General features: G+C 70.7%; 22 protein-coding genes and 1 pseudogene. 10 read left to right on the top strand and 13 right to left on the bottom strand.

Annotated elements, in window-relative coordinates; all coding sequences use genetic code 11:
• Positions 1-160: 160 nt before the first annotated feature.
• Complete coding sequence (locus tag H9Y04_RS19795) at positions 161-727, top strand: TetR/AcrR family transcriptional regulator (protein WP_187815266.1); 567 nt, start codon at positions 161-163, stop codon at positions 725-727.
• 53 nt (positions 728-780) lie between these two features.
• On the opposite strand, the gene H9Y04_RS19790 is transcribed toward H9Y04_RS19795, so the two are convergent.
• The 6 genes from H9Y04_RS19790 to H9Y04_RS19765 all read right to left on the bottom strand — a co-directional run bounded on the left by H9Y04_RS19790 (position 781) and on the right by H9Y04_RS19765 (position 6,921).
• Positions 781-1,752, bottom strand: a complete 972-nt coding sequence (locus H9Y04_RS19790) for a fumarylacetoacetate hydrolase family protein (RefSeq protein WP_187815265.1) — start codon at positions 1,750-1,752, stop codon at positions 781-783.
• A gap of 30 nt (positions 1,753-1,782) precedes the next feature.
• The gene (locus tag H9Y04_RS19785) at positions 1,783-2,721 is read right to left on the bottom strand and encodes a VOC family protein (protein ID WP_187815264.1); all 939 of its coding nucleotides are present in this window, start codon (positions 2,719-2,721) and stop codon (positions 1,783-1,785) included.
• 13 nt (positions 2,722-2,734) lie between these two features.
• Positions 2,735-3,745: an amidohydrolase family protein gene (locus tag H9Y04_RS19780; RefSeq protein WP_187815263.1), complete on the bottom strand. Its 1,011-nt coding sequence runs from the start codon at positions 3,743-3,745 to the stop codon at positions 2,735-2,737.
• The gene (locus tag H9Y04_RS19775; RefSeq protein WP_187815262.1) at positions 3,742-4,872 is read right to left on the bottom strand and encodes an FAD-dependent oxidoreductase; all 1,131 of its coding nucleotides are present in this window, start codon (positions 4,870-4,872) and stop codon (positions 3,742-3,744) included. Before H9Y04_RS19775 ends, H9Y04_RS19780 begins: the two co-directional genes overlap by 4 nt.
• Before the next feature lie 64 nt (positions 4,873-4,936).
• Positions 4,937-5,893 carry a cyclase family protein gene (locus tag H9Y04_RS19770; RefSeq protein ID WP_236071173.1) on the bottom strand — a complete coding sequence of 319 codons (957 nt, stop codon included), beginning with the start codon at positions 5,891-5,893 and terminating at the stop codon, positions 4,937-4,939.
• Between the two features lie 23 nt (positions 5,894-5,916).
• The gene (locus tag H9Y04_RS19765; RefSeq protein ID WP_187815260.1) at positions 5,917-6,921 is read right to left on the bottom strand and encodes a fumarylacetoacetate hydrolase family protein; all 1,005 of its coding nucleotides are present in this window, start codon (positions 6,919-6,921) and stop codon (positions 5,917-5,919) included.
• Between the two features lie 129 nt (positions 6,922-7,050).
• On the opposite strand from H9Y04_RS19765, the gene H9Y04_RS19760 reads away from it, so the two are divergent.
• Positions 7,051-7,965 carry a LysR family transcriptional regulator gene (locus tag H9Y04_RS19760; protein ID WP_187815259.1) on the top strand — a complete coding sequence of 305 codons (915 nt, stop codon included), beginning with the start codon at positions 7,051-7,053 and terminating at the stop codon, positions 7,963-7,965.
• 269 nt (positions 7,966-8,234) lie between these two features.
• Entirely contained in the window at positions 8,235-9,080 is an 846-nt protein-coding gene (locus H9Y04_RS19755; protein WP_187815258.1) for a hypothetical protein, read from the top strand.
• Between the two features lie 215 nt (positions 9,081-9,295).
• Here H9Y04_RS19755 and H9Y04_RS19750 read toward each other — a convergent pair whose 3' ends face one another.
• Positions 9,296-10,090: a GAF and ANTAR domain-containing protein gene (locus tag H9Y04_RS19750; protein WP_187815257.1), complete on the bottom strand. Its 795-nt coding sequence runs from the start codon at positions 10,088-10,090 to the stop codon at positions 9,296-9,298.
• A gap of 127 nt (positions 10,091-10,217) precedes the next feature.
• Here H9Y04_RS19750 and H9Y04_RS19745 point away from each other — a divergent pair, with 127 nt between their 5' ends.
• Positions 10,218-10,457 (top strand): Hsp20/alpha crystallin family protein, encoded by a 240-nt coding sequence (locus H9Y04_RS19745; protein WP_187815256.1) that lies wholly within the window; start codon positions 10,218-10,220, stop codon positions 10,455-10,457.
• Between the two features lie 360 nt (positions 10,458-10,817).
• Here H9Y04_RS19745 and H9Y04_RS19740 read toward each other — a convergent pair whose 3' ends face one another.
• Complete coding sequence (locus H9Y04_RS19740) at positions 10,818-11,339, bottom strand: hypothetical protein (protein ID WP_187815255.1); 522 nt, start codon at positions 11,337-11,339, stop codon at positions 10,818-10,820.
• Positions 11,340-11,487: 148 nt separating this feature from the next.
• On the opposite strand from H9Y04_RS19740, the gene H9Y04_RS19735 reads away from it, so the two are divergent.
• Positions 11,488-12,315 (top strand): class I SAM-dependent methyltransferase, encoded by an 828-nt coding sequence (locus H9Y04_RS19735; protein WP_308801040.1) that lies wholly within the window; start codon positions 11,488-11,490, stop codon positions 12,313-12,315.
• Between the two features lie 125 nt (positions 12,316-12,440).
• On the opposite strand, the gene H9Y04_RS19730 is transcribed toward H9Y04_RS19735, so the two are convergent.
• The 4 genes from H9Y04_RS19730 to H9Y04_RS19715 all read right to left on the bottom strand — a co-directional run bounded on the left by H9Y04_RS19730 (position 12,441) and on the right by H9Y04_RS19715 (position 17,573).
• Positions 12,441-13,031, bottom strand: coding sequence for an HAAS signaling domain-containing protein (locus H9Y04_RS19730; RefSeq protein ID WP_187815254.1), 591 nt, complete (start codon positions 13,029-13,031; stop codon positions 12,441-12,443).
• Positions 13,028-13,411, bottom strand: coding sequence for a PadR family transcriptional regulator (locus H9Y04_RS19725; RefSeq protein ID WP_187815253.1), 384 nt, complete (start codon positions 13,409-13,411; stop codon positions 13,028-13,030). Before H9Y04_RS19725 ends, H9Y04_RS19730 begins: the two co-directional genes overlap by 4 nt.
• A 214-nt stretch (positions 13,412-13,625) precedes the next feature.
• Entirely contained in the window at positions 13,626-14,852 is a 1,227-nt protein-coding gene (locus H9Y04_RS19720; RefSeq protein WP_187815252.1) for a phospholipase D-like domain-containing protein, read from the bottom strand.
• 183 nt (positions 14,853-15,035) lie between these two features.
• Positions 15,036-17,573, bottom strand: coding sequence for a discoidin domain-containing protein (locus H9Y04_RS19715; protein WP_308801039.1), 2,538 nt, complete (start codon positions 17,571-17,573; stop codon positions 15,036-15,038).
• A gap of 309 nt (positions 17,574-17,882) precedes the next feature.
• On the opposite strand from H9Y04_RS19715, the pseudogene H9Y04_RS19710 reads away from it, so the two are divergent.
• The 4 genes and pseudogenes from H9Y04_RS19710 to H9Y04_RS19695 all read left to right on the top strand — a co-directional run bounded on the left by H9Y04_RS19710 (position 17,883) and on the right by H9Y04_RS19695 (position 20,950).
• Positions 17,883-18,784, top strand: a pseudogene (locus tag H9Y04_RS19710) (NADP-dependent oxidoreductase).
• 160 nt (positions 18,785-18,944) lie between these two features.
• Positions 18,945-20,006, top strand: a complete 1,062-nt coding sequence (locus H9Y04_RS19705; RefSeq protein ID WP_187815251.1) for an alkene reductase — start codon at positions 18,945-18,947, stop codon at positions 20,004-20,006.
• 12 nt (positions 20,007-20,018) lie between these two features.
• Positions 20,019-20,498, top strand: coding sequence for a MarR family winged helix-turn-helix transcriptional regulator (locus H9Y04_RS19700; RefSeq protein ID WP_187815250.1), 480 nt, complete (start codon positions 20,019-20,021; stop codon positions 20,496-20,498).
• Between the two features lie 119 nt (positions 20,499-20,617).
• Positions 20,618-20,950 carry a Rossmann-fold NAD(P)-binding domain-containing protein gene (locus H9Y04_RS19695; RefSeq protein ID WP_187815249.1) on the top strand — a complete coding sequence of 111 codons (333 nt, stop codon included), beginning with the start codon at positions 20,618-20,620 and terminating at the stop codon, positions 20,948-20,950.
• A 31-nt stretch (positions 20,951-20,981) separates the two neighbouring features.
• Here the strand turns inward: H9Y04_RS19695 and H9Y04_RS19690 are convergent, their stop codons facing one another.
• Complete coding sequence (locus H9Y04_RS19690) at positions 20,982-21,272, bottom strand: MerR family transcriptional regulator (RefSeq protein ID WP_214661401.1); 291 nt, start codon at positions 21,270-21,272, stop codon at positions 20,982-20,984.
• Positions 21,273-21,557: 285 nt separating this feature from the next.
• Between H9Y04_RS19690 and H9Y04_RS19685 the strand changes: the two genes are divergently transcribed.
• Positions 21,558-21,935, top strand: a complete 378-nt coding sequence (locus H9Y04_RS19685) for an STAS domain-containing protein (protein WP_187815248.1) — start codon at positions 21,558-21,560, stop codon at positions 21,933-21,935.
• Positions 21,936-21,940 lie beyond the last annotated feature (5 nt).

The raw sequence follows: 21,940 nt of genomic DNA, 5'->3' as shown, positions 1-21,940 counted from the left end.
TGCTGCCGCGCGGACGGAGGGACAGGTTCCGGCAGGACACGTCGAACGGCAAGGCTCATGAAGCCCTCCAGGGAAGCAAACTTTGAGACAACGTCGTGATATAACAACGTTGCATCTAGGCGCGTCCAGCGTCAACCCCCCACTCAGCTAGGTTGATTCCATGCCGATCGACGTCGACGAAGTCCAGCGCCGCCAGGCAATCGCCCAGGCGACCCTCGCTGTCGCCGCCCGCGACGGTGCGCGCGCCATCACCATCCGCGCCGTGGCCAAGGAACTCGGCGGCTCCACGGCGATGGTCACCAACTACGTGCCGACCCGCAGCGCGCTGATCACCAACGCCGTGCGCGCGGCCGAGTCCCGGTGGCGGGCCGAGCAGGAGGACCGGCTTGGCGATCTGACCGGCCCCGACCGGCTGCGCGCCACCGTCGAGTGGCACCTGAGCACCGAGCCCGAGGACCTGCTCCTCCGCTCGCTCTGGTTCGAGATGCTCGCCTCGGCCCACTCCGACCCGGCCGGCGTCGACCGCCAGGAACCGCGCGAGGCCCGCGACGAGTTCCGCGACGCGTCCACCGCCGCGGGAGTGTCGGACGCCGCCCTCGTGGCCGACGTCCTCTCCCTGCTCACCCGCGGCTACTACGTGTCCACGCTGGAAGAGCCCGACTACTGGACACCGGAGCGGGCGAGCCGGGTGGCCAAGGCCGTGGTGGATGCCCTGATCGACACGTGAACCCCGGGCCGGACAACCCGAGGTTCACGTTCTCTCCGTGAGGCGCACGCCTCTCACGGCCGCTCGCGGCTGCGGCTCCGGGCGCGGGGCAGGCCGACGGGTGCGGGGCCCGGGACGATCCGTGTCGTGAGGGATCCGATGCCTTCCACGGTCAAGGTGACGGTGTCCCCCGGCCGCAGCGGCGGCGGGACCTGTTCGCCGCTGCGGCCCCACAGTTCGGCGAGGCAGCCGCCGTTGCCGCAGGTGCCGGAGCCCAGGACGTCACCCGCCACGATCCGGGTGCCGCGCGAGGCGTACGCCGTCATCTCCTCGAACGTCCAGCTCATGTTGGACAGCAGGTCCGAGCCGACCCGTCGGCCGTTGACCTCGGCCGTCAGGGCCAGCCGCAGGAAACCGTCGGGGTCCCGGTAGGGCTCCAGCTCGTCGGCGGTCACCAGGTACGGGCCGAGGGTGGTGGCGGTGTCCTTGCCCTTGCAGGGGCCGAGGCCCACCTTCATCTCGGCGGACTGGAGGTCCCTGGCGGACCAGTCGTTGAAGACCGTGTAGCCGACGATGTGATCCCGGGCCCGCTCCGGGGTGAGGTCGTGCCCGTCGCGGCCGATGACGGCGGCCACTTCGAGTTCGTAGTCGAGCACCGACGAGCCGGGCGGCATCGGAACATCGTCGTAAGGGCCGAACACCGCGTGCGGGTTGGAGAAGTAGAAGGTGGGTGCGTCGTACCACTGGTCGGGCACCCCGGCTGCACCGCTCACCGACCTGCGTACGCCCTCGACATGCTCCTCGAACGTGACGAAGTCCCTGATCGAGGAGGGCTGTACGGGGGCGAGCAGCCGGACCTGCGAGACATGAGGACCCGCCGGTACGTCCGGTGCCGCCGCACCGGCCGCGAGGAGGCCGCGCAGCCCGCCGGTCTCGCGGATCAGGTCGATGAGCGAGGTGACGCCCGGCAGCGGGAACAGAGTGCCGTCTTCTTCCACGACGGCAACGTGCTGCCGGTGTCGGTAGGCGTACGCGGCGAAGCGCATGGGGCGGCTCCAAGGAGGAGGAAAGGGGGCTCATACGGGCGGTGCGACGAAGCAGCCGCGGTCGGGGTCGTTGAACGACTCCTTGGCCACGAGTTCGCTCATCGGGTTGGCCGTGCCCCACTGGTCGGTGACCTCGGGCCGGGAGAAGTCGTACACGTGGGGATGCCAGGTGTCCTCGTCGAGCTCCTCCAACTCGGTGGTGTACTCGACGGTGTTGCCGTGCGGGTCGAGGAAGTACGTGAACGTGTTGTCGCCGGCCATGTGCCGCCCCGGGCCCCAGATCTTCGTGAATCCGGCCCGCATGACCCGCCCGGAGCCGCGCATGTACTCGTCGAGCCCGCGCATCTCGAAGGAGATGTGGTGCAGCGCGGTGTGCGGGCCCTTGGCGAGGGCCATGGAGTGGTGCTGGGTGCTGATCCGCATGAAGTGCATGACCTCGCCCATGTGGGGAGAGCTGAGGGTGTCCGACAGCCGAAAGCCGAGGTGGCGTTCGTACCAGTCGCGTGTGCGGTCGAGGTCGGGCGAGTTGAGCACCACATGGGAGAGCTTGACCGGGATGGCCTCCTTCTCCTCGATCTTGCGGTGCTTGCGGACCTGGACATCGGCGGACACCTCGATGGTGCGGCCGTCCACGTCGAAGAACCGGAAGCCGTAGCCCCCGCCGGGGGTGTCGACGCTGCCGGGCTGCGCGATCAACTGCACTCCCCCGGCCAGGAGTTGTTCGGCGAGCGTGTCGACGTCGGCGGGGGTTGCGGCGCCGTAGGAGACGAGGTCGAGGCGCTTCTCCTCGGCCTTGCGCAGCCGTACGACGTACTGCTCGGGGCTGCCCTCGGCCGCGAGGAAGGAGATACCGGAGTCCTCGACCACGGGGGTCAGGCCCCAGACGCCGGCGTAGAAGTCGAGCTGCTTGTCGTAGTCGGGCACGGCGAGGTCGACGTGGCGCAGGTGGGTGAGCAGGCGGGAGTTCATCGTGGGTGCCTCCTCAGGCAGAGGTGAGGTGGAGCAGGTCGGCGGCGTTGTGACTGCGGATGGCGGCGATGTCGCCCGCGGGCAGCCCTGCCGCGTGGAGCGCTCCGACGGGGTCGTCGGAGCCCATGTCGAACGGGAAGTCCGAGCCGAGCAGGACCCGGTCGGCGCCGGCCGTCTCGACGAGCGCCCGCAGGACGTGCGGGTCGTGTACGAGGGAGTCGAAGTAGAGCCGTCGCAGGTAGCTGCTGGGTGGCTCGGCGCACCCCGCCGACGCGTCGGGGCGAGCGCGCCAGGCGTGGTCGCTGCGTCCGATATGGGTGGGCAGATAGCCGCCGCCGTGCGCCGCGACGATCTTCAGGCCGGGGTGCCGGTCGAGGACCCCGGAGAAGATCAGGTGCGAGAGGGCGACGGCGTTCTCGGTGGGCTGGCCCACGGTGTTGGAGAGGTACCAGCGGTCGAGGCGCTCGTCGAGGGTGCAGCCGAAGGGGTGCAGGAAGACGATCGCCCCGGTCTCGGCCGCCCGCGCCCACAGCGGTTCGTACGCCGGGTCGGACAGCTCCCGTCCCGGGGCGTGGCTGGAGATCTCCACCCCGGCCAGGCCTTGGCCGAGGGCGTGGTCGAGGGCCTCGACGGCCTGCTCGGGGTGTTGCAGGGGGACCAGACCGAGGCCGCGCAGCCGGCCGGGTGCCTGGGTGCAGTGGTCCGCGGTGGCTTCGTTCGCGAGGCGCCAGACCTTCTCCGCCATGGGGGCGTCGGTCCAGTAGTGGTAGTGCGAGGGCGAGGGGCTGACGAGCTGGACGTCGACGCCCTGCGCGTCCATCCGCGCGAGCCGCACGGCCGGATCGGTGAGGGCGGTGATCCGGTCGCGGATCATGGCGCCGCTGACCGCGAGCGCATCGGGGCCGTTGCGCCGGGCGTCGAGTTCCCTGGCCCGGGCGTGGCCGGGCAGACCCGTGACGAGCTCGTCGACCTGGGGAAGCAGGACGTGGGCATGGACATCGACCGTGGGCGCTTCGGTGGTCACGGCAGCTCCCTGAGCAGGTGCATGGTGCGGGCCATCAGGCCGGGAACGTCCGCGTCACGTACGCCGCCGAGCAGCCACTGGCCGATCTGGACGGAGGCCTCAACGACCGGGCGTACGCGGGTGATCCGCCGCTCGTAGTAGGCCTGGAGCAGCTTCTCGTGCCAGTCGTCGCCGACGGTGAGCATCTGGGCGAGCACCCAGGCGTCCTCCAGCGAGAGAGCCGCGCCCTGGGCGAGCGTGGGCGGGCAGCAGTGCGCGGCGTCACCGGTCAGGACGACCCGTCCGCGGTGCCAGGAACCCTCGACCAACAGACGGTCGAACCAGGTGTAGTTGACCTTCGACGGGTCGGTGATCGTGGCGGTGATCGCCGGCCAGGCGCCTCCGTAGGCGGTGGCGATCCGCCGCATCTCCTCTGCGTACGCCCCAGGGGGTATGGCGTCCCGGTCGCGCTTGGGCTCGACCACGTACGCGTACAGCGTCGTGGGGCCGGTCGGGCAGTAGCCGGCGATGAACGCCGGGCCGCCGTACGCGAGATCGGTCCGTTCGACGCCGGCGGGCCGGGGCGCGGCGACGCGCCAGATGGCCATGCCGGTCGGTTCGGGACGGTCGGGGATGCCGATCAGCGCCCGGGTCGCGGAGCCCAGGCCGTCGGCGGCGACGACCAGGTCGTAGCGGTGCCGCGTCCCGTCACTCAGCTGTACGGAGACACCGTCCGCGTCCTGGTCGATACCCGTGACGGTGGTGCCCAGACGGACGGTGGCACCGCTCGCGCGGACCGCGTCGATGAGGATCTGCTGCAGGTGCGGGCGCTGCATGCCGACCGTCGCCGGCAGGTCGTCGCCTCCGGTGCGCAGGTCGCGTCCCTCGTGCAGGACGGTTCCGTCGGGGGCGGTGATGCCGACCGAGTCGAAGGCGAAGCCGGAGGTCCTGACCTGGTCCCAGACGCCGAGTTCGCGCAGGACGCGCAGGGCGTTGCCCTGGAGGGTGATGCCGGAGCCCGCGGTGGCGTTCCAGTCGTCCTTCGCTTCGACGAGGTCGACGGTGATGCCGTCGCGGCGCAGGAGGATCGCGGTGGCATTGCCGGCCGCGCCGCCGCCGATGACCAGGACCTTGCGTGGTGTGCTCATGGGGAACTCCTTCGTTCCTGGGGCCAGTTGGCCCGGACTGCTGCACGCGGCCTGTCGGCCGGGCCTACTTCACGGCGACGGGGTTGACGGGCGATCCGACGGCGCCGGTGATGGGCAAGGGAGCGGCGGTGAGCCAGAACTCGTGGACGCCGTCTGCCGCGCAATCCTCCGCGAGGGCCTCGAAGTCCCACATCTCGCCGATCAGGAGTCCGATGTGCGGGATGGCGACTTGGTGCAGGGGCTGGAAGGCATCCTCGAACTCGTTGGGACGGACCTCGAAGCCCCAGGTGTCGGTGGCGACCGCGGCGATCTCGCTGGTGTGCAGCCAGGAGGCGGTCGTGAACGACAGACCGGGGGCGGGGCCACCGGCGTAGTCGCCCCAGCCGTCGCGCCGGACCCGCGCGAGCTGGCCGGTGCGGACGAGGACGAGATCACCGCGCCCGACCGTGACGCCGTGGGCTGCGGCCGTGGCGGTCAGGTGCTCCTCGGTGATGGCGAATCCGTCGGGGAGTTCACCGTCCACGCCGCAGATGCGGCCCACGTCGAGGAGCACGGCGCGTCCGGCGATGTGCGCGGCCAGATGCTCGATCCCGGTGACCAGGTCGCCGTCGGAGGTGACGACCTGCTCGGCCGGGCGGCCGTTCCATGCCTTGCCGTGGTCGAAGATGTGCCCCAGGCCGTCCCACTGGGTGGAGCACTGCAGCGGCATCGCGATCACGTCGTCGGCGCCGCCGATGCCGTGCGGGAGGCCTTGGTTGCCCAACGCCGCGTCCGTGCCCGTGTCGAGCATCGTGTGGACCGGGTTGGTGCGCCGGCGCCAGCCCTTCTGCGGGCCGTCGATGTCGAAGCGCTGCGACAGCGAGAAGCTCACACCGCGGCGGATGAGCCGGGCGCCTTCGCGTCGTTTGGCCTCGTCCAGGAAGTTCACGGTGCCGAGCCGGTCGTCCTCGCCCCAACGTCCCCAGTTGGAGCACTCCTTGGCGGCCTGGGCGATGGCGCCTTCGGGGTCGTGGCGGTTCAGCGCACCTTCGGGGTCCTGGCGGTTCACCGCGCCTCCGCGACGCATCGTGTGCGCTGCGCGCCCAGACCGGTGATCGAGGCGTCCATGACGTCGCCGTCCCGCAGAAGGCGGCCCCAGTGCATGCCGTTGCCCGCGGGTGAACCGGTGAGGACCAGGTCGCCGGGCAGCAGGCGCGCGCCCTGGGAGATGTAGGAGACCATGCGCGCCACCCCGAAGATCATGTCCTTGGTGGACTCGTCCTGCATGACCTCGCCGTTGAGCTTGAGGTTCAGCTGCAGGTCGTCCAGGTCGCCGACCGAGTCCGACGGCACGATCCACGGGCCGAGCGGCGTGAAACCGGGTGCGTTCTTGCTGCGCAGCCAGTCCGTGCCGATCTGCGGCATGTCCCTGCGGAACACCGTCGCCCGGTCCGTCAGGTCGTTGGCGATCGTGTAACCGGCGACGTACTCGAGGGCCTCCTCCACCGGCACCCGGCAGGCGGGCCTGCCGATGACGGCCGCGAGCTCCAGCTCCCAGTCGGGCTGCTGGGCCCACTCCGGCAACGTGACGTCGTCGTAAGGGCCCGTGATCGACGAGGGAAGACCGAGGAAGACATACGGCAGGTCCTGGGCCGCCCGCCGGTCCATGATCTCGGCGGCCTCGGCGCGGCGCTCCTGCTCGGGGCGCTCGTCACCCGGCGCCCGGTGTGCGACGTGCAGGTCGATGACGTGCTGCCGGTAGTTGGCGCCCGACTGGAACACCTGTCGCGGTTCGACGGGGGCATGGACGCGGAACTGCGCCAGCGGACGGTACGACTCCCCCGACTCCCTTTCCGTGGAGGCGAGTTCATGGAGCCGAGTCAGGACTGTGGGCCACTGCTCCAACAGTCCGCGCACGGTCAGCGCCGGATCGCCCAGCGCGACGCGAAGGTCGAGGACCTTCTCGTCGGGCCGTACGAGAGCGGGGAACGCCGGGCCGTCGGACTCCGAGAGAGTGGCGAGGGCGAACGGTCCGGAGAAGAGCGCGGAAGCGGATGCGGGTTTCGGCAACGTGTCCTCCTGATTGCGTTGGGCCTAATCTGGACCCGCCCGAGCAATCAGGGAAATCGATTCTTTGGATCCCTTCGATCCACCCGATCAATAGTCCGTGGCAGTGCCGCACCAGAAGGATCGCGCCGTATGAACCTGGCCCGACTCGACCTCAACCTCGTCACCGCGCTGCGCGCCCTCCTGGAGGAGCGCAACGTCACCCGGGCCGGCCGGCGCGTGGGCCTGAGTCAGCCCGCGATGAGCGCCGCCCTGGCCCGGCTGCGCCGGCACTTCGGCGACGAACTCCTCTCCCGGGTCGGCAGCCAATACGAGCTGACCGCCCTGGGCCAGGTGCTCCTGGACCGCACCGCCACCGCCTGCGACGTTCTCGAGCGGCTCTTCACCAGCCAGGCCGCCTTCGACCCCGCCACCGAGAGCCGGGAGTTCCGCCTCTTCGCCTCCGACTACGCCATCGACGTGTTCGGCGCCGAACTCGCCCGCGTCCTGCACGAGGAGGCCCCGGCCATCCGGCTGCGCTTCACCCGCACACCCCTCACCGTCGTCGACGACACTGCCAGCCTGCTCAGCGCCACCGACGGACTGCTGATGCCGCACGGCGTCATCAGCGACTTCCCGGCGACCGACCTGTACGACGACCGCTGGGTCTTCGTCGTGTCGGCCGACCACCCGAGCGTCGAGGACCACTTGACCCACAAGGACCTCGCCGAACTGCCCTGGGTCACCTACCAGCGCACCTACGACGCCCCGGCCGTCCGCCAGCTCGGCATGCTCGGGATCGAGCCGCGCGTGGAGGTCTCCGTCGACAGCTTCCACGCCCTGCCCGCCCTGGTCGCCGGTACCCGGCGCATCGCCCTCGTCCAGGCCCGCCTCGCCCGCCGGCTCGCTCCCTTGGGAGGCTTCCGTATCCTCGAACCACCCTACGAAGCGGTCCCTCTGCGCGAAGCCCTGTGGTGGCACCCCGTACACACCCACGACGCCGCCCACATCTGGCTGCGCGAGACGGCCGCCCGCGTCGGCAGCCACATCGCCACCACACAGCCCTGACGCCGCGGCGCCTGCGGGCGGGAGCCTGGAGCGCCGCAAAGAACCTTCTGGGGCCGTTGAGCAGCGCACTCCCCCGGTGTCGCCCCGGCAGCCGCGCGAGAACCGGCGTGGACATTGCCTTGGGCCCCGCCCGGGTGTTCGCTGCCCATGGCACCTGTGCGTCCGGACGGTCAACTCCCCGGCTCGGCAACGGGATTGCCGCCGGCCAGAAGTTCCGTGGTGCGTGGCGTCCGAAGGGACTGAACATGCTCAGGTTCGACTTTCCCCGGGTGACGCGGCCCCCCGCCCCCAAACGGCTGCTGCGCACCTCCGACGGGGACACCCCCGTCATCGAGCAGCCCGTACGCATGGTGTCGGTGGACACCCCCGAGAAGGCGCACTACGCCGGACTGCCCGCCACGGCCCAACGGAAGCTGGACCGCTGCCGGTCCCGCCTGATGGACGGAACGTTCGACGCCTTCCTGCCCGACAGCCTGCGCGCGTATCTGGCGGGGCGGCTCACCGCGACGGCCGCCGAGCGGCACATCGCCGCGGGGAACCGGGCCAGTGCCGAGTTCGACGCGCTCCTGGATCGGCGTCTCACCCGCCCGTCCGGGCCGCGGCGCAGGACGGCGATCATCCCGACCGGCGAGATCCTCGACCGCTACGGCCGGCTCCTCGCGTATACGGCTCCCTGGTACGACGGGGGCCCCTCGGATCCGCTGCCGCCCAGGGACCACCCCGACCGCCGCACGTTCAACTTGGACATGGTCTCCTCCGGCTGGGGCGCCATGTTCCTCGTCCACCCGTCGCTCCCCCATAACGCGGACCTGAACCGGTTGGTCACCGAGGCCGAGCAGGCGTGGTCCGAACAGCGGGGCATGTGGGCCGAGTTCGGCGAGGATCTGCTGCTCGCGTACGAGTTCCGTGCCTGCGTCAAGCTGGGTGCCGAGGAGCTCGACGACCCCAAGGCGGCTGTCGAGGAGGCCTACCAGCGCGTCTGCGTGGACCTGCGCGATCTGCGGGTCGTGGGCCTGCACGGCTACCACGAAGTGCCGCCGTCGCAGCGGCTGTTCATCTGGGCAGACGATTTCGAACAGGCCCGAAAGGACCTGGACCTGCCTCTGCGCTCTTGAGCTGAGCCGGAGCTCGTTTCGACGGCGACGCCCCCGAGCGGCAGGTTGCCCAGGGGCGCTCAAAACATGGGCCGCGGCGATCTCGAACTACCCTCCTGTCCGAAGTGCGCACAGCGCACCGGCGGACCATTGCGGCAGGTGAGCGGTAGGAGAGGGGCTCGCGGTGCGGCCGTGCGCGCGTACCCGAAAGCGGTGGCCCGGCGCGCCGCCTGCGTTCAGTGGCGAGGCAGCGGAATGGGTTCGCCGTTCGGGTCGTGGACGACACTGTGGGCCAGGTCGGTGAGTTTCATCTGCCGGCGGCGGGCGTCGTGGCGCAGCAGGTCGAAGGCATCGTCGACGGTGCAGTGCAGACGTTCGGCCATCAGCCCCTTGGCCTGCTCGATGATGACGCGGCTGTCCAGCGCGGTCTGCAACTGGCCCTCCCGCTCGCGGTGTTCGTCGATCAGCTCGCGATGGGCCAGGCCGATGGCCGCGGCGTCGGCCAGAATCCGGCCCGCGCGTACGTCCACGCGAGGCCGGGGGCTGTGCCGGTGGTACAGGTCGAGCGAGCCCAGGACGCGGCCGCCGTAACGCAGGGGCAGTGCGGTGACGGCGGTGATGCCCGCGTCCACGGCACGCGGGGCGAAGCGGGGCCAGCGGGCGCGGCTGTGTGGGTGCGCCATGGGCACGTTGGCCAGCGGTTTGCCAGTACGCCTGCTGTCCAGGCATGGCCCTTCCCGTAACCGGCTCTGCGCTTCCTCCAGTCGGCGGCCGATCTCATCGCCGGCCGCCGTCTGCGCGATGCCGCCGTCGCACCCGGCGAAACCGCATCCGGCCGCTACGCCGCCGGGCAGCCGGGCGGCGGCGTCGGCCAGCCGCTGCAAGGCGACCACCGGGTCGTCCTCGCGCACCGGCACGTCCGTCAGGTCCAGCACGACGGCTGCCGCCGGGTATGCGTCGAACGTGGGCGTCATGTCCGCGACCAGGTGCCTCGTGGTGTCCAGCTCTCGCAGCCCGCCGTCTACGGGCATCTTTGCTTCTGCCCAGCGGTGCACGAAGCACACGCGGGATCCGGCCACGTGAAAGGGCTTGGCGGCTCACGAGTGACGGCCCCTCGTACAGCCGTCACGTCCCGTCATGGAGAGGACCTTTCAGGGAATGTGTCCAACGGATCCCCTCCCCGAACTGGACCGCCTCGCCCAGCAGGACTTCGCCACCCTCGCGCGTCCTGCCTTGATGCCGATCGACACCTACCGCGAGATGAACAGGGAGCACATCCAGGCCTCGTACGAGGCAGGCATGTTGACCGTGCGGCGGCCGCCGAAGGCCGAACAAGCCGAGCCGCGCCGGATCGAGATCAGCCGCGGTCGCGACGGGGCTCGCGAGATCACTCGCTGACCACGGCGGCACACCCGGCCGGCATCCTGCGTGGACCGGACACGAGGGAGTGGGCGCCCGCGGACAGCGGGCGCCAGGTGCCGGACGTATCGGCACGGTCTGGAGGTGTTGCGCCGTGATCACCGAACTGGCCGTGGAACGAGTGGAGTTCACCTGCGGGCACTGCCGGGCCACGCGGATGCCCCGCGCAGCGCGCTGCCGACCGGACAGATCCACCGCCCCGAGCGGGACCGGGCGCCCCTGCTCTCGGGCACCGACCACCAACAGCGCGGCCGCACAACGGATACGGGGCCCACCGCGACGGATGCGGTGGTGCACGGGCCATGACACACGGCGTGGGGTCTCGCCGGCGTGTGCGGCCTACTGGTCCCCTGCCCGCCAGGGCGACGGGCAGGGCGTGCCTTCCGCGCCCAGAAGCCCCTTCTCCACATGAGGGCGGAACTCCGCGAGCCGTCGCCCGCTGAAGGTGCTGACCGCTTCATCGCGTCGCTGCGGCACGACGACGAGGAGGTGCTGACCGACCTCCCAGGGATCCTGGACACCATCTGTACGCGGGTCCACGGCATCGATCCGGATCCGCTGTGCACCGTGCGCGGGTTTGATCCACTCCCGAACGCTGAAGGTGACGCTCAACCGGCCCCGCTCGGCGCCCGGTTGGACCGCCACCACGTCCCCCACCGCAATGGTCGTGGCACAGACGACCCACTCCTCGCGGCTCTGCCCCTTCCCTGCGGCCTTCTCGGCCTGCTCCGCGGACGGCCTGGGTGACGACCTCTGCGAGTCCGTACGGAACGCGAGGACACCTGCCGTCAGCGCTCCGCCACCACGAAACCGCCGACCGCGACGGCGGCCTGCCTGCACAGCCGAGTCCGGAACATCCACCTCGCGCCGATCCGACCGGGCCGCGCAACCTCGTCACCCATCAGGCTGGAGTCCTTCCGCGGTCACGCCTCGCTCACCGAGCAGAGTGAAAGAGCCTGCCGGAGAGGGAGTGGCAATTCCATGGCCGCGCCTCATAGTTTGTCCGTTCGTGACGGATGACCCGAAGACGCCCCCTCGTCGATACGGCCTCGGCCGAGTGTTCAACGAGGTGCCGGAGCTCTACGACCGGGTCCGGCCGGGATACCCGGACGGCTTGTTCACGGACCTTGTCGCCGTCACCGGCATGGATGACCGCTCGTCGGTCCTCGAAGTGGGCTGCGGTACCGGTCAGGCGACGCGCTCACTGGCAGCACTCGGATGCGTGGTGACCGCCATCGAGCCGGGCGTGGACATGGCCGAGCTCGCGCGCCGGCGGCTCGCCTCCTTCCGTACGGTCGACGTCGAGACGTCCACGTTCGAGGAGTGGGACGACCGCGGCCGACGCTTCGATGTGCTGGTGGCCGCGTCGTCGTGGCACTGGGTCGATCCGTCGATCAGCTGGCAGCGGGCGCACGACGTGCTCCGTCCCGGAGGCTGGATGGCGCTGCTGGGCCACGTCGTCGTGCGGCGGCCGGATGAGCCGGAGGTGTACGGCGAGACCGCCGATCTCCATGCGCGGTTCTGCCCGGGCAACCCCGACTGGGGCCATCCGCCGCTCGAAGAGGACGTGCGGTCCACGGACGAGGGCTGGGGCCAAGTCGACGATCCCGGCGGGCTGTTCGGCCCGGCGATCGTGCGCTGGTATCCCACCGTGCAGTGGTTCGACGGGAACGGCTTCGCCGATCACCTCCGCTCGCTGTCGCCGTACCGGAAACTCGACCGTGACGTCCGCGATCCTCTGCTCGACGCCGTCGCCGAGCGCATCCGCACGCGGATGGGCGACCGCGCCTCACGCCACTATCTGAGCGTGCTGCGAGTCGGACAGCGGGCCGAGTGAGACGGGCCGTACTGCCGCAGCAGACGAGACCGTAGAGCCGGCCACCCAGCACGCGGGGGTGACCTGAGACCGGGGGCCGGTCCGCTGCATCCCTCGCGGGCAGCGGCCGCGGCCGCACGTACCGCTCAGACGCGCCGTGCCCGCCAGAGCCACACCGACGTGCCGGCCATCAGGGCGAAGGCGACCAGGTTGGGCAGCACGGCCGGGGCATCGCCCACGCCGGCGCCGGCGGACAGGTTCCACGTGACGATCGCGGCGCTCGGCAGGACGGCGGCAAGCAGTACGCCGGTGGTCTTCCGGACGGCAGTCCAATGCACGGAGGTGCACAGGAGCACGGCGCCGGTGACGCGGAGCAGGAACGCGAGCAGTTGGAAGGCGGGCGCGTCGGAGAAGAGGACCGCGACGGGCAGCGAGAGGGTGATCATCAGGAGCGGGACCAGGGGGTGCACCTTGCCGCGCCGGGCCGGCTCACCGGCAGCGCCCCAGGCCGCAGCGCCGCCGCCCGACTCCGCCAGCGCCGTCTGCGCGATCGTGCGGGGGTCCCCCAGCTCCATGAGGACATCGCCGACCGCGACATCGGGGCGTTCGGCGCGTGCGACCTCTATGTGCTCGGCGAGGTCGGCGAGGAGTTCCTGGCGGCGGTCGGCGGGGAGCACGGAGGCCTCCCGCTCGACGGCGGCGAGATAGTCACGTACGGGATCGGCAGAAATCTTCATGCGGGGTCTCCGGTGGAGGGGTGCGCGGGGTGCGGGGTGGTCAGGAAGGTGTCGACGGCGTCGCGGAAGCCGGGCCAGACGCGCGTGAACTCCTCGAGTGCGGCCCGGCCGCTTTCGGTGAGCGCGTAGTAGCGACGGGGCGGTCCGGAGGTGGACTCCTGCCAGGTGGTGGTGACCAGGTCGTCGCGGCGCAGCCGGGAAAGCAGCGGATAGACCGTGCCCTGGCTGGTGGCCAGGGCACCGGAGTCCTCCAGGGCCTGGAGCAGCTCCACGCCGTAGCGCGGGCGGTCCCGCATCAGGGCGAGCACGCAGTACTCCAGGACACCCTTGCGCAGCTGGGCTGCTGCCCGGGCCTGCTTGGTCGAATCACCTGGTTCCATGCGATGCAAGATACCTGGTGAGCCAAGTGCAGGGGAAGGGGCCCCAGCGGAGACGGCCGGGCTCACCGGCACACCGGGCCCCTGCGTCGAGACGGACAGCGGTCCGGCCTACCTCGACTTCCGCAAGGCGCGCGAGGTGCCGGCGAAGTGACGGCAGAGCGGGCGCGGCCGAGGTGCCGTCAAGTGCGAGCCCCGCGCCCGGCAGGGGCTCCCGTCACAGGAAGCGGCGGATGGGCAGCATCGCGGCCTCGCCGATCCGCTGCAGCGGTGAGCGGCGGTACCAGCGCCGGGGCTCGATCTTGGTGCTGACCGTCAGATCGTGCTCGAAGTCCGCGTCCAGGCGCGCGGTGAACTCCTCGTCGAGGACCGCGAGCATGACCTCTTCGTCATGGTCGAGCGAGCGGCGGTTGAAGTTGGTCGAACCGATCAGTGCCGCGGTCCGGTCGACGGTGATCACCTTCGCGTGCATCATCGTCGGCTGGTACTGGTGGATCGTCACGCCGCAGGCCAGCAGTTCCTCGTAGTGGTACTGGCCCGCCAGGCGGCACACCCGCTTGTCCGTGTGCGGGCCCGGCAGCAGGATCTCCACGCGGACGCCGCGGCGCGCGGTCGCGCACAGCAGGTCCACGAAGTACGTGTCGGGGGCGAAGTAGGCGGTGGACAGGCGGAAGCGTTCCTCGGCCGACTCGAGGAGCACCCGGATCAGCGTCTGCATGTCCTGCCAGCCGAGGCTGGCCGAGCCACGCACCACCTGCACGACCGAGTCGCCCTGCGGGCGGTGGTGGATGAACCGGTCGCACCCGTCGAAGAGTTCGTCATGGCACTCGGCCCAGTTCTGGGCGAACGCCGCCGCGATCCCGTCGACGGCGGGGCCGCGCACCGCGACGTGCGTGTCACGCCATTCGCTCTGGTTGCGGGCGTCGCCGCACCATTCCTCGGCGATCCCCACTCCCCCGGTGAAGGCGGTCTCCTCGTCGATCACGAGCACCTTGCGATGACAGCGGTGGTTCTGTTTGAGGGGCGAGAGGTAGGCGGGGCGGCGGAACCAGACGATCGAGACGCCCGCCCGGTCCATCTCCTCCAGGAGTTCCTTCTCTATCAACCGGCTGCCGAAGCCGTCGAGCAGCAGCCGCACCCGCAGTCCCGCACGGGCCCGCTCCGAGAGCGCCTGGGCGAACTGGCGGGCGATGTCGCCCTTCCAGTACACGAAGGTCATCATGTCGACGGTGTGCTGCGCCGCGCGGATCGCCTCCAGCATCGCCGGGAAGATCTCATCCCCGTTGCGCAGCACGGACAGGGCGTTGCCTTCGGTGGCGGCGATGCCGATCAGCCGCTCCAGGCGACGCCGGATGCGCGCCGAGCGCTGCTCGAACAGCTCGGGAGTGATGCGGCCGCCGGATCTGTCCGCGCCGGCCTCACCGGTTTCCTCCACCGCAGTCATGTCCCCGTCCTCCGGGCTCCCTGGCCTCGAGGCCGAACCGGCAGGCCTGCCGCCTGCTTCCGTATGCCGCGAACCCTCTACCCCCCAACCGTACGTGCACGCGCATCATGCCTGGCGGACGTCCGTCCCACTGCCCCGTATCCGGCGCGGGTAAGGGGGGGTGGGAGGACACCGCTGCGGGGCTCAGCCGATCCGCACCATGCGCGCCTTGCTCGGCACCCCCTGTGCGTCCATCGCGAACAGCATGTAGCTCCCCGGCAGGGCGACGCCGGGATCGGACGGGATGATCACCTCGTAGGTGTGGGTGGCGGTGCTGCGGGAGGTGAGCGGTACGCGGCGCTGGTCGTTGTCGGTGGAGTGGGTGGCCGCGCCCGCGCGGATCAGGACGAACGAGGCGACCTCCTTGTCGGTCGTCACCGTGACGCGCGCACCGTTGGCCAGGCCCGCCGGCACGGTCCCGGTGATGGCCGGGCGGGGCTTCTCCGTGCCGTCGGCGTTCAGGAGATACGGAGGTGTGAAGACCGCGCCGTCCGAGTGGTTGGTGGCGCAGTCGCCGCACAGGCCTCCGCCGCCGCTGAAGATGCGGCCGTCCGGGAGCAGGTTGGCGACGCTGTGGTAGTTGCGCGGCACGGCCATGGTGGCCAGTGGCGTGAACTTCCCGGTGGCCGGGTCCCACACCTCGGGTGTCATGGCGGAGGTGGCGTCGCTGAACGGCACCGGGTAGGACTGGCCACCGAACACGGCCACCTTGCCGTCGGGCATGACCACACTGTTGGCGAAGGCACGCGCCTGGCCCATGTCGCCGGTGCGGGCGGCGACCGGCGTGGCTCCGGTCGCGTCGACGGTGTAGGCGCGACGGGTGGCCGACACGTTCTCGTACGCGGTGGCGCCGCCCATCGTGAGGAGTTTGCCGGTGTCGTACGCGATGGCGTTGCCGTTCATGGCGTCGGCGCTGTCGCCCCGGGTGCCGGCGGCGGTGATACGGCCGGAGCCCGCGGTGTCGATCCAGTTCATCTGCTTGCTGGGGCCCAGGTGCAGCACGCGTCCGTTGGATGTCGCGTACAGCCATTGATGGTTGTCGGCGCGATACGCGCCCCTGGGGTCGCCGGTCAGGGTCGTGGTGGCGGGCACCCCGGAGAGCTTGCGCCAGGTGCCGGTGGCGGGCGACCAGACCTCGCCGTCCTTGGCGCCTTCGCCGCCGCTCCACGAACCGCCCAGGACGAAGGCCTCCTTGGTGGAGAGCAGCGTCATCGCCTGGTAGCCGCGCGGGATGTTCATGTCGGCGGTCGAGGACCACGCGTCGGTGGCGGGATCATAGAGGGTGGCGCGTTCGGCGTTGCTGCCGCCGGTGATGAGGATGCGCCCGTCGGCGAGGACCGCGGTGCCCGGGCAGAACATGTCGTGCCGGGTGTTCTCCACGCGGCGCTGCGTCACCTCGCCGGTGGCGAGGTCGAGCAGTGCGGTCTGGGTGTAGCCGTTGCTGCCGCCGAAGCGGTCGACACCGTACGCGGACCACACGAGCATCTTGTTGTTGGGCAGCACCGCACTGGCGACCGGCACCAGCGGGAAGCCGGTGAGATGGCCCCAACTGCCGTGTACGGCAGGGGAAGCGGGCCCGGCGAGACGGATCTCCGCGGCCGAGGACCAAGGGCCGCGACCGCCCGCCTCCGAGGTGGCGGTGAGGCGCACATAGCGGGCGCTGACCGTACGGGTGAACGTGGCGCCCTTGACGGTGTCGTCGTCACGCCAGGTGCCCGAGGCCACCGGAGCGCCGAAGGTCGTGCCGTCCGTGCTGGTGGTGACGGTGTACGCGCCGATCCGGCCGTTCACGCCCGAACGGCGCGGCTGGTAGCTGAGCGCGGAGACCGCGCGTGCGCTCTTCATGTCGATGGTGATCGAGTGCGGCAACGGGGTTGCCGTACCGGACCACTTGCTGTGCCAGTGGGTGGTCGCGTCGCCGTCGAGCACGTTGCCCGCGGCGCCGTTCTCCGAGGCGGTCTCCTGGTCGCCGGCGGCGGCGGTCCAGCCGTCCCGCGCCAGATCGACGGTCTGCGCCGGGGTGCCGGGGTCGCCCAGGAGGTTGAGTTCGGCGGCCGAGGACCACGGGCCGCGGTTGCCCGCTTCGGTCTGTGCGGTCAGGCGTAGGTAGCGGGTGCCCTTCGGAGCGAAGGCGATCGTCTTGACGGTCGCATCGTCGGCCAGGGTGCCGGTGGCCACCGCCGTGCCCCAGTTCGCGCCGTCCGCGCTGAGATGGACCGCGTACCGCCCGATGCGCCCGTTGGCACTGCCGCTGCGGGGCTGGTAGACGAGCGCGGACACCACCTGGGTACGGTGCATGTCGAGGGTGATGGTGTGCGGCAGCGGGGCTGCCGTGCCGGACCATCTGCTGTGCCAGATCGTGCTGTTGTTGCCGTCGAGTACGTTCGCGGCGCGGCCGTTCTCGGCCGCGGTCTCCTCGTCGCTCGCGCTCACGGTCCAGCCCTCGCGCGGCAGCGTGGGCGCGGCGGCCACCATCGCCGAAGCGGGGGCAGCTTCGTGATGCGGGGCAGGGGCGGGATCCGGCGGCTCAGGCGACGCCGGTACGTCGGATTCGGCGGTGGCCGTGCCGCCGAGGTGCCCGACCAGCGGCAGCATGCCCGCCACCAGCGCGATCAGGGCGGCGAGAATCAGCAGGCGCCCCTGCGTGCCCGATCGGCGCGTCGTGATGATCCGCAGAAACACGGCCGGACCGCGCCCCGCACATAAGTCGTCTCTTCGCGACAAAGCTCCCACCCCCAGGACCGGCGGCGCCCGCCCCCATTCGCCAGGCCATCCGCAGCAAGGCATGACCATGTCAGTACATGGAGGACATGTAAAGCAGGCGTGAAGAGGGGCAACACATGCTGGACGACGGGGAGTTCGACATAGGGTGCCCCGGCCCGGCATGCGACCGACGCCCACCGCCATAAATACTTGGCTAGCCACACAGTCCCTGCTACCTTCAATATGTGGCTAGCCAAGCTTTGGCGGCCGTAAGGATGTGGAGTCGTCATGAAGGCAATCGTTTTCGGCTGCTTCGGCGGCCCCGATGTGCTGCACGAGGCCGAGATCGAGGTGCCGCAGCCCGGCCCCGGACAGGTCCGGGTCCGCGTCAGAGCCGCCGGGCTGAACGCACTGGACGGCAAGATCCGCTCCGGGATGATGGAGGCCGTCCGCCCGACTGCCGTGCCCGCCGTCCCCGGCGGCGAGTTCGCCGGCGTGGTCGACGCCCTGGGTGAAGGCGTGCGCGACGTGCAGGTCGGCGATGAGGTCCTCGGCTGGTCGGACACCGGCGCGTACGCGCAATACCCACTGGCCACCACCATCGCCCCCAAGCCCTCCGGTCTCGACTGGCAGCACGCGGCGGCCCTGCCGGTGGCCACCGAGACAGCCGAGCGGGTCCTGAACCTGCTCGGGGTCGCCGCCGGGGAGACCGTCCTGATGCACGGCGCGTCCGGAGGGGTCGGCACCGTCGCCCTCCAGCTCGCCGCGGCCCGCGGCGCACACGTGATCGCCACGGCCGGACCGTCCAACCAGGACTACCTCACCGCGCTCGGGGCCACCGCGACCGTGTACGGCGAGGGCCTGGTCGAGCGCGTACGGGCACTGGCCCCCGACGGCGTGGACGCGGTGTTCGACCTGGCCGGCAAGGGAGCCCTGGAGGACTCCCTCACCCTGCGCGGCGGCACCGAACGCATCGTCACCATCGCCGACTTCGGCGCTCGCGCGCTGGGCATCACCTTTTCCCAGGACCCCAGGAACGTTCGACCGTCCGCCTGGCGCCGGCCGAGGACGCGGCGGCCGGAAAGCTCGTCACCACTGTCACCGCGTACCCGCTCGACCAGGCCGCCGCGGCCCAGCAGGTCAGCGACGCCGGACACGTGCGGGGCAAGCTCGTCCTGACCGTGGACTGAGCTCCCCAGCCCATCGCGCCCCCACGACCACGCCCCCTCTTCAGGGTGGCCCGCCGGTCACCCCGTATCGCCCCCTACACAGTGGCCTGCCGGTCACCCCGCATCGACCACACCCCTCTTCACGGTGGCCCACCGGTCACCCCGTATCGAAGGACGCCTCATGCTGAACTCCCTGTGGACACCGACCACTGTCGGCGCTCTCTCACTGCCCCACCGCCTGGTCATGGCCCCCATGACCCGTGACCGCTCCACACCCGAAGGCGTACCGACCGAGCTCAACGCCGAGTACTACGCCCAGCGGGCATCGCACGCGCTCATCATCACCGAGGGCACCCAGCCGTCGGCGGACGGCCAGGGCTACCCCCTGACTCCGGGCATCCACGATGACGCGCAGATCGCCGGATGGCGCAAGGTCACCGACGCCGTGCACGCGGCGGGCGGAAAGATCGTCATCCAGCTGATGCACACCGGACGCATCGCCCACCCCGACAACACTCCGCACGGGCGTCAGCCGGTCGCCCCCTCGGCGATCAAGCCGCAGGGCGAGATGTTCACCGCATCCGGCCTCCAGGACATGCCCACCCCGCGCGCACTGACGACGCAGGAGGTCATGGCGACCGTCGACGACTTCCGTCGCGCCGCCGCGGCTGCCGTCGCGGCCGGTGCCGACGGCGTGGAGATCCACGGCGCCAATGGCTACCTGGTGCACCAGTTCCTGTCCGACAACACCAATCACCGTACCGACGGCTACGGCGGCTCGATCGAGGGCCGCATCCGCTTCGCCGTCGAGGTCGCCGCCGCGGTGGCCGACGAGATCGGCGCCGAGCGCACCGGCATCCGCATCTCTCCCGGCAACACCTACAACGACATCGCCGAGTCCGACACCACCGAGCTCTATCCGGCGCTCCTGGACGCGCTGCGTCCCCTGGGCCTGGCCTACCTCCACATGCTGCACCTGGGCGACGAGAAGATCCTGGACACCGTGCGCGCCAAGTGGCCGAGCACGCTGATCCTCAACCGGGCCGGCGCCGAACTGCCCGCACGCGCCGAGGACATCGCCGCCGGCACGGCCGATCTCGTCTCCGTCGGCGCCCTCTCACTCGCCAACCCGGACCTGGTCGAACGCGTCCGCGCCGGCGCGCCGCTCAACACCCCCGACCCGGCGACCTTCTACGGCGGCGGAGCGGCCGGCTACACCGACTATCCGGCCCACACCGGCTGACACACTGGAGCCATGCCCACGCCCGAACCCCGCATTCCCACGACGGCCGACGCAGGACCGATGAGCTACGCCATCTTCCAGCTGGCCCGCGCCCACCGCGCCTTCGCCGCCGCCCTGCTGCGCGAGATGGATCTGCATCCCGGCCAGGAGCTGCTCCTGATGCACCTCCTGGACCGGGACGGCCAGTCGCAGTCCGAGCTGCTCGAGTGCCTGGGCGTGGACCACTCCACCCTCTCGAAGGCGTTGCGCCGTATGCAGGACGCGGGTCTGGTCGTCCGGGAGCCGGCCGCCCACGACCGGCGCGTCATGGTGGTCCACCTCACCGACAAGGGCCGGGCGATGCGCGAGCCGATCGCGGCCCTGTGGCAGGCCTTGGAGGAGACCACCGCCCGGAACCTGACGAAGCGGCAGGCGGAGTCCTTCGTCGAGACCGCGTACGCCATCACCGAGGCCATCAGCTGCCGCGCGCTCCCGGAAGAGGACTCCGCGTAACGGCGACGCCTGCCGCCCCGGAAGCCGAACTGCCTCAGGGTTCCATCAGGGCCGGGATCCTCGCCGCGCCCGGAGGCGACGGCGCGGTCTCGTATCTGGACGCCCGGGACATCGCGGATGTGGCCGCTCTCGTACTGACCGGTGATGGGCACACGGGGAAGGTCCACACGCTCACCGGCCCCAAAGCGCTGACCCACGCGCAGATCGCCGACGGGCTCGGCAAGGCGGCCGGCCATGAGGTCGTCTATCGCGATGTGCCCCCGGAGCAGACGCGCCAGGCGATGATCGGCGCGGGCGTCGACGCCTGGACGGTCGAGGGCCTCCTTGAGCTGTTCGAGAACTACCGCGCAGGCAAAGCGGCCCACGTCACCGACACGGTCCCGCGGCTGCTCGGCCGCCCGGCACGCATCCTGGCCGACTTCGCCACGGCGCACGCCGGCCTTTTCCGCTGAGGAACAGAACCGGCCGTGGCATCCGTCGAGTTCACCCGCGGGCCTGCAGTTCGGCCTCCAGGTCGGCGATGCGCCGGCGCAGGGCCAGTACGTGGCGAACGCCGACCAGGGTGACACCCTCGTCGATCAGCTCGAGCGCCTCTGCCACCTGGTCGATCTCCCGCCGCGAATACCGCCGCTGACCGCCGGCGGACCGCACCGGGACCACCACCTGCTGCTGGTCCAGACGACGCAGGAAGGCCAGCTGCACCTGGAGCATGCCGGCCACCTGGCCGATGGTGTACAGCGCGGCGTTCTCGTCGTCGATCGGCAGAGACGCCACCGTCCGCCCCCAGGTCGTCCGGACAGAAACCTCCTACGCAGTCTACAAATTGGCTGTATCGCCGTTAAGAGGGATGCCCGGGCGGTCGGGGTGGCCGCCCACCCCGACCCCTCACAGACAGTTGACGATCGGCCAAATGTCGTTGCGGTGTGTGAACGGACCAGGTCGGGGCATGAACCAACTACCACATTGGTGCTACCCCGGACCCTGGTGGCTGCAGGTGCCGTCTTCTTCCGTCGCGCCTCCTGCAGAGCATTCGACTCGAGGAGAACACCGGGGTGGGCCATGGGCTCCCAAGACGACTTCACGTTCGGCCTTCGCCATCACGTCGTGGGCAACACGCTTGTGCTGGTGCCCCAAGGCGAACTGGACGCCTGGGCCGGCCAGCACCTTGCCGCACCCGTGACCGAACTGCTCCGGCGCCCGCGCCCCGATGTCATCGTCGACCTGCGCGCGCTCACCTTCCTCGACGCCGGCGGCCTGCGGCTCCTGCTGCGGATCAGGGAGCAAGTGGCGGACCACCAGGGCACTTTGCGCCTCATCCGCGGTCAGCCCCGCATCTGGCTGGTGTTCCGCCTGACCCGGCTCGAATCCGCCTTCACCGTCCTCGACCGGCCGCCGGCACCCATCGAGTCCCAGTACGGCGAGGACATCCCTGCTTGACGACC

It is taken from the genome of Streptomyces polyasparticus (assembly GCF_014493765.1).
In the GTDB taxonomy this organism is placed as follows: Bacteria; Actinomycetota; Actinomycetes; order Streptomycetales; family Streptomycetaceae; genus Streptomyces; species Streptomyces polyasparticus.
This window is presented reverse-complemented; position numbering and strand designations above follow the sequence as displayed.